Below are 6,953 nucleotides of genomic sequence, written 5' to 3' on the forward strand. Positions count from 1 at the left end.
CATCGGATGATTGTTATGCAAGCGCATTTTTCAATCTGCTAAACATCAATCAACTCCATTCCCGGTAAAAATGCAAAAACCCTGCGAATGCTTTTCTTCCAGGCGTTTGGGCTCAACACAAATGTGGATTCTTTCTAATTCTCGCATCACTTGATCCACAAGACAGCGTTTGAAATTCTCTTCTTCAGGCATCATGTTTTTCACTTCCGCCCTATAGCGTCGACCATTCACTATATCCGAACAGGTTAGTATCATTAAATCACTTGCCAATTCCTCCTTGGACATATCGTCAGTTCTGTTGACTGGAAGAAGATTTCCATTTATCCCCATGAAGATAATATTGTCGAAATTTTTCATGTAAGAACTGATTTCCCTAACTCCTTTTTTTGAGCTTGGGTTCCAGGGTCGGTACCGTGTTCCAGCAGGAAAAACCACTATAATTCGGCCCTTATGCTTTCGAGTAATCATCTCCCGTATGGCTGCCTGGTTTATTCGTACACTCTTTTTTCTAACCTCGGCGAGTTTCTTAGGGTCGGTAATGCTATCCAGAGTCCTGCTGGGGTAGATTACTATCGTATCGTACGATCTGGAAAACGCTGCGATAACAGGTAAGGTTTCGCTCAGTTTCATACCGCGAATAGGAAGCAGAGATTCGGCGGTTTTCAACCCCAATTGTTTTTCGATGAACCTAAAAATTGTCGGGAAGTCGAAGTTGCTGTAGTGTTCAGCCATGATGACACAGGACTCTCCCATCAAGCTCCGACGTCTTAGCTCAGCCAAAGCCTCAGCATTGTCTATCCGGCTTCCAGGAAGGGCAAGTTTGTCTATAAGCTCTCCGATCCATTTCCGGTTTACTTGACTTCCTACCTGATAAACGTTTTCGGGTTCGAATTCGTAATTACCATTGAGGTTGGATTCGAGTAGCGGAAGCTGCGGTATGAGATTCGACATTCTCACCCCTACATTCTGGTACAAATCACGTTCATCTGGTAGTGACAATATCACAATTTATTCTATTACCGATACCGACTCGCCTAAACCATTTCGTGCGATTCTCGGATTTTCAGGGTCGGTTATTTCTTTCCCGTTTAAGACATATCGATAGTACTTTGCTTCATCTGGAAGTGTCAGGGTGACTGAATATACACCGGGGTACACTGGCGATTCAGGCACGGGCGTTAAAAAAGGATCCCAACGATTGAAATCGCCCACTAGGGAAACACTGTTTCCCGGGGCGCTGCGATGAGTGAAGCGGATGCGACCATCGGGCAAAACCTTGACTCCAGGTGCCGGTGCACCTGAAGTATCTGGTAATATGAAATAAGATACCAAGAATCGGCGACTGTCCCTCTCAATTCCCGCATTCGGATCAGTGGTCCAAAGGCCGTCTACAATTAACCTATAACGAATTTTTTGCTTCTCCTCGGGCAGGGGCAGGGAAAGTACGAAAACTCCATGCTTGTTTTTTTGATATCTGTGGAGGATTCGATAGTCCTCATATTCCATGGCCAGGGCGACAGACTTAGATATCGAGAGGGGTGAGTAGCTTAGCAAAATACTTCCGCCCATCACACGAGGCGCAGCGGCATGTTCGATATTGGAGATTTCAAGGTGCAGGGCGGTATTGAACGCTTCGCAAAAAATCGGATCGAGCCCAACGATTATCAATAACAGGATTACTAATACGCCTGCTTTTCCTTCTGACATTTTCCCTTCTACTTCCTTAAAATTATTCCTCACATCCATCATTTTCGGCTAGCATTTGACTTACTTGAATTATCCTAATAGTTCAATGTGACATCTTTGTCGCCGATACTTACCATAGGATACCCCTTAGATGCCGACACGCGAAGAGCTTGATAGACTAGAAGACTTCGTTAGAAATTTGGGCAACGAACTCCTCTCCGAAGATGAAGTTGGAAGCTCGATGGATTCTAATGAGTTCAGTTTCCCTACCGATGTTCGATTAGCATCAGATTCCGACAACGATTATGACTCCACGACCGCGAACGAAATAGAGGATATGACCAGTGATTCTGATTATGCGGTAGAAATGGATACAGACTCTGGAGAAGAACTCGTTCTGGATGAAGAGATAAGCTCAGATGATCAGATTTCGAGCGAAATTTCGAGAACCGATGCTGTACAGGAACACGAAATCGATGGAGATAAATCGGAATACTCAGCAGACGATTTTGGCGAAGACTACGATTTTTCCGGCGAGGACGATGGAGAAGTTCATACCGCGGATATAAGCATGGTGTCAGGGCAGACAGGAAGTGTGGATGCCCAATATGCGAGCCAACCCTTCCAGCTGAAGGAAGAACACTACATCGCAATTCAACAGACTCTAGCGAAGCTCCCGCGAAATCTCAAATTGGCAATTGAGGAAACGCTGGCCGATGAGCGCATTGCTCCGAAAATCTTGCAACCCCTAATAGATTCATTAGTGGAAGGCGCTGCTCCAAGGTTGCTGGTAAACAAATTGTGGAGAATTACGAAGCGGAACATTGTTCTTCCTAGAGGTTATGAGAAGCTCTCCGGAGAATTCCTGGTGCGAAAAAGGAGCTCGCTGACTTATCGCCTTACCAGAGAAGGCTGGTCAGTAGTCCGGTTGATTCTCCTGGTAGTCAGCATTACCTGGATGCTGGGAGCTTCTGCTTTCATGTGGGTTTATCGTCCGTTGATGGCGGGACACATTTACGATATGGGCCTGGAGGCCATCAGTGTCGACGATGTTGATAGAGCTATTTCCCATTTCAATGACGCTTGGTACGGTTGGCCCCTATTCGTCCGCGAGGGAACAGATCGGATCGCTGATTCGCAGATAGTTGTAAAGGGCTGGAAGAGTAAACATAAATGGCTGGAATATGTCGCGGCTTTTCAGGCAAGGAAATATTGGGAGAAGGTCGAATTGTTTTACGAGGGATATCTTGAATTCAAACCTGATAATAAGAGTGTTAGATTGAAATACGCATATTTTCTTTCCGGTGTGATGGGGAAGCATGAAAAAGCAATTGCAATCCTTGAGAAGGTACCAGGTACTGGGAATCGAAAATGGAATAGGGAATATATGCTGACAGTCGGAGATATCTACTTGGATTGGGCTCAAGACGATCCCACAAAATATGAGGAGGCTCGTTTCCACTATGCGAAAGTCTTGAAGATGTCTCGAAATGACGAGAGGGCCTATCTCTCCATGATGAATTATCACCTGCGTTTAGCTGATGAGAAGGAAATAACTCTCCTGTTACCTGTCTTCGAGCAAGAAGTGCCTGGTAAAACCGATTCGCCGGAATTGGCGGCAGTAGTGTATGCGGGTTTGGCCGAGTATTTCCTTGCCAGGGGTAATAATGGAGACTCCAAACGATTCATAGAACTTGCGCGTACTGCCGACCCTTTTGCACCTGAACCATCCTTCATTGATGCACAGTACTGGCATCTTGCCGAAGATGAGGGGCGCGAATATCAGGCTTACAAGGCGACTCTCACCAATCTTGATGCTCTTGAATCCCTAAGTCGAAAGGATCTGAGAATGAGAATTCTCTCACTAGGGGGTGTAGGTAGAATTCAGGCAGCAAATGGCGAACTTCGTGCTGCGATGATGAGCTACGATAGGGCTTCGAAGTTATTTGAAGATGCACACGCAAGGAATCAACTTGGAGCTTCACCTGAATATGGTCAGCTATACTTGGAACAAGGCAAAATCATGTATCATGGTTTTGGTTTCAGTGACGATCTAACCCTTTCCCTCGTGGAAAATCAAGACACTGTAGTTGAAGGAGATAGTAGATACGCTGAACTCGCACAGGCTGAGAGATACTTCAATAAGGCAGAAGAAATTTTCAATAACGGCAAGGGAAGCGGTTTGCCGGCAGAGATACTTTATCGCCGCTCATACATACGATACGTTCTTGGCCTGGGGGATGAACTGTTGGACTTTCTCAGAGTGGCAAGATACGAACCCACAGATTACGAAGCCAGGTTAGCCCTCGCGACTGTTTTGTTGGCTAACGGTGATTTTGAAACCTCTCGCAATCAATATTTCAAAGCCCTTGAGCTGCTGAATGAAGAATCACGAGAATTCGAGGATAATCCGACCGAACAGCAGAAGTATGCCGAACTGCTGATAAGATATGTGTTTGCTTGGAACAATCTGGGAGTCAGCAGGGCCCGTTCGGCTTCGCGAGGCGGGGGCGATGACGAATATGCGGGGGCTCTAAGCGCATTTACCATGGCTTCCACATATCTGGATGAGGTTAATAACAGCATGCTAAATTCTCGCGGCCTGATTGGGGTTCGCGGTTCGGAGCTGGAACGAATCGTCTTGATGGCGGATGGACGGAGGGTATTGCTTGACAAAGCCACCTATCCCTATGTGAATCGATCGCGCTTGTTAGACATCGACGAAACAGCTGCGGCTGAAACCAACTACCTCTTCTATACCGACATCCCTTCCAGCCTGCTCCCTCAGTTTTAGCTTCACTTCCACGGTGCTCTACGCACGGCGAGGTTCCCGCATCATGGGTGTATTTAAACTTCAAGCATCCAGTTGTGCTTATCCTCCACAGCACCATACTGTATGCCTTTCAGTACCTTAAGAAGATGTATTGAGATAGAGTCTTCTTTGAGACTGGAAAATTCCTGCTTTCTACCCGAATGGGTGAGCGAGCTCAAGGGGGTGACCCCGGCGGCAGTGCCCGTTACAAAGCACTCTTCCGCATTGTTCAATACATCATCCACTCGCAAATCATCTTCTTTCACATCCAAACCCATCTCTCCTGCGATAGTGATTATGGATTCCCTAGTGACACCGGGGAGAATAGTGTCCTTCATCATTGGAGTTACTAGGCGGCCGCCGGGGAATAGAGCAAAAAAATTGCTCGATGATCCTTCTTCAATGTAGCGTTGTTTCGCGGCGTCAAGGAATATAGCTTCCATGTAGCCATCATCGATGGCCTCGGCCTTAGCAAGAATGGAAATAGCATAATTAGCCGAAGTTTTAATCCATCCAATTCCATTTGGTGTCGCACGAATTCGCTTGGAAGTTATCGCATTATTGGCACCTGGCGTAAAATATTGTGAAACCGTGGTGCAAACAGTAATCACCCAGGGTCGATAGGACAGATTTACGCCTATCCCTCCTTCCGAGTATGAGAACGGCCGTATATAAACGGCATCGCCGTTCTGCCAAAAATTTGATTCCCAGGCCGGATTATATTCAGGCGTGAATCCAATAACAGCATTCCGTCGTACTGTCTCTTTCATTGCGTTCAACAACAGTTCTTCATCAATAGGCGGCATTCTAAGTCCTTTCATGGAAGCTGCCATTCGAGCGCAGTTGCGATCAGGACGAAATAGTTTCAGCGATCCATCCGGCTGTGGAAATGCCTTAAGCCCCTCAAAGCAGCTTAGTCCATATTGGGTTGAGTAGCTAACTATAGGTAAATGCGGTAGCCTGTTGCGACTATCCACCAGGGCTGTATGCTCTTCGTCACTCATCGACGCTTCTTCTTCCAATGTATGATGCGGTCGCTCTAGGTATTCTTCTTCCCAGTACTTGCCATCAAAGTGAGCCTGATGAATCCATGGGTACATCGACAGTTTAAACGCCACCTTGCCACCTCGCAATTCTTGAGTTTCATAGTATGGTGCTTTGCAGTTATAGTCGAGACCCGAATAGGGTAGAATACCAGGTATGGTTAAGAATGTGATTATCATGGCTGGGGGTTCGGGTAAACGACTCTGGCCCGCGTCCCTGGGTAACAAGCCCAAACAATTCCTGAAGGTGGATGGGAAGATAAGCCTATTTCAGGGAGCTCTGAAGCTGGCCTCTCATCTAGGAGTCTCGGGTTGCGTTTACGTCGTAACACATCAAAGCCATGTAGGGATAGTGATAAAGGAATGCCGGAATTTAAGCGCCGATTTACGCTCCAGGCTTGCAATACTGGCAGAACCGATCGCAAGGAATACCGCGCCTGCCCTTGCTCTAGCTGCATCCAGAATGCTGCTGGACGGTCGGAATGAACAAACATGTCTCGTAATGGCTGCGGATCACATTGTTTCACCGTTCGATGAGTTTTCAAACTCCGTGGAAATAGCGTCCATCGAAGCTGAAAAGGGATATATCGTCCTCTACGGCATAGCGCCATTGGTTCCCGCCACCGGTTATGGTTACATCGAAATTGCTACTCCCCCCAACGGAGCCAGTGCTAAAACTTTTCACTCTCCTCGGCTGGATTTTCCCGGCACCACTTCTTCCCCGTGTTACAAGGTGAAGACTTTTCATGAAAAGCCCGATGTCAAAATTGCAAAAGAATATCTATCCTCAGGTTGCCACTACTGGAATGCTGGAATTTTCACTTACGGAAACGATGTATTTTTTCGCGAATTGGACTTGCATGCTCGAGAAATAAGCAAGTTATTTGATCAACCAAACGAAACGTGGTTCAAGAAACGAAATTCCGAAGGAATAGTCATATACGAAGCAGCGGAGGAATTGCAATCGCTTTACACTCTCTGCCCGAATATCTCCATTGATTACGCAATCATGGAAAAAACGGCAAAAAGTCGAATGGTTAGAGCCAGTTTCGAGTGGAACGATGTGGGCGGTTGGGATGCTATTGCGGAAATGGATACTCTGCCCGAAGCGGTTGTATATTCGCATCAATCCTCGAACAACTTTGTATATTCTGAACTTCCAGTCGCTCTGTGTGGGGTAGAAGATCTAATCGTGGTTACCGTGAATAATAGAGTTCTGGTGTGTAAAAAGGGAATGAGCGAACTCGTTAGAGAAGCTGCTTCGGAAGACTCGAAAAAAGAATAACGTTTTTTCTTGGCATATTAGTGAAATAAGTGTTATATTACCCCACATATAGACCGATACTATAGAAGGTATAGAGTCTAAGGAGGCATATATGATAGATTTCTATGACCCTCGTTTTTTTAAGCTT

At 46.2% G+C, this 6,953-nt stretch carries 5 protein-coding genes; 2 read left to right on the top strand and 3 right to left on the bottom strand.

What is annotated here, in order from left to right:
• Positions 1 to 45: 45 nt before the first annotated feature.
• Together S1OALGB6SA_RS08920 and S1OALGB6SA_RS08925 are read right to left on the bottom strand one after the other, a co-directional pair.
• A complete protein-coding gene (locus S1OALGB6SA_RS08920) occupies positions 46 to 1,005 on the bottom strand; it encodes a lysophospholipid acyltransferase family protein (protein ID WP_148084064.1) in 960 nt (319 codons plus the stop codon).
• 3 nt (positions 1,006 to 1,008) lie between these two features.
• Positions 1,009 to 1,707, bottom strand: coding sequence for an early set domain-containing protein (locus tag S1OALGB6SA_RS08925; protein ID WP_124033238.1), 699 nt, complete (start codon positions 1,705 to 1,707; stop codon positions 1,009 to 1,011).
• A gap of 130 nt (positions 1,708 to 1,837) precedes the next feature.
• Here S1OALGB6SA_RS08925 and flcA point away from each other — a divergent pair, with 130 nt between their 5' ends.
• Entirely contained in the window at positions 1,838 to 4,480 is a 2,643-nt protein-coding gene (gene flcA / locus S1OALGB6SA_RS08930; protein ID WP_124033239.1) for a periplasmic flagellar collar protein FlcA, read from the top strand.
• Between the two features lie 53 nt (positions 4,481 to 4,533).
• Here flcA and S1OALGB6SA_RS08935 read toward each other — a convergent pair whose 3' ends face one another.
• Positions 4,534 to 5,721, bottom strand: a complete 1,188-nt coding sequence (locus tag S1OALGB6SA_RS08935) for an aminotransferase class IV (protein WP_124033240.1) — start codon at positions 5,719 to 5,721, stop codon at positions 4,534 to 4,536.
• Between S1OALGB6SA_RS08935 and S1OALGB6SA_RS08940 the strand changes: the two genes are divergently transcribed.
• Positions 5,699 to 6,826 (top strand): mannose-1-phosphate guanylyltransferase, encoded by a 1,128-nt coding sequence (locus S1OALGB6SA_RS08940; protein ID WP_037564062.1) that lies wholly within the window; start codon positions 5,699 to 5,701, stop codon positions 6,824 to 6,826. The two genes, S1OALGB6SA_RS08935 and S1OALGB6SA_RS08940, sit on opposite strands and share 23 nt — an antisense overlap.
• The last annotated feature ends 127 nt before the right edge of the window (positions 6,827 to 6,953 follow it).

The sequence above is a fragment of the Olavius algarvensis spirochete endosymbiont genome (assembly GCA_900608495.1).
GTDB lineage: Bacteria > Spirochaetota > Spirochaetia > DSM-2461 > DSM-2461 > UBA2779.

What these genes read in the sequence shown, in the direction of transcription:
- S1OALGB6SA_RS08935 (WP_124033240.1), bottom strand. Translation starts at nt 5,721, where the DNA reads ATGATAATCACATTCTTAACCATACCTGGTATTCTACCCTATTCGGGT.
- S1OALGB6SA_RS08940 (WP_037564062.1), top strand. Translation starts at nt 5,699, where the DNA reads ATGGTTAAGAATGTGATTATCATGGCTGGGGGTTCGGGTAAACGACTC.
- flcA (WP_124033239.1), top strand. Translation starts at nt 1,838, where the DNA reads ATGCCGACACGCGAAGAGCTTGATAGACTAGAAGACTTCGTTAGAAAT.
- S1OALGB6SA_RS08925 (WP_124033238.1), bottom strand. Translation starts at nt 1,707, where the DNA reads ATGTCAGAAGGAAAAGCAGGCGTATTAGTAATCCTGTTATTGATAATC.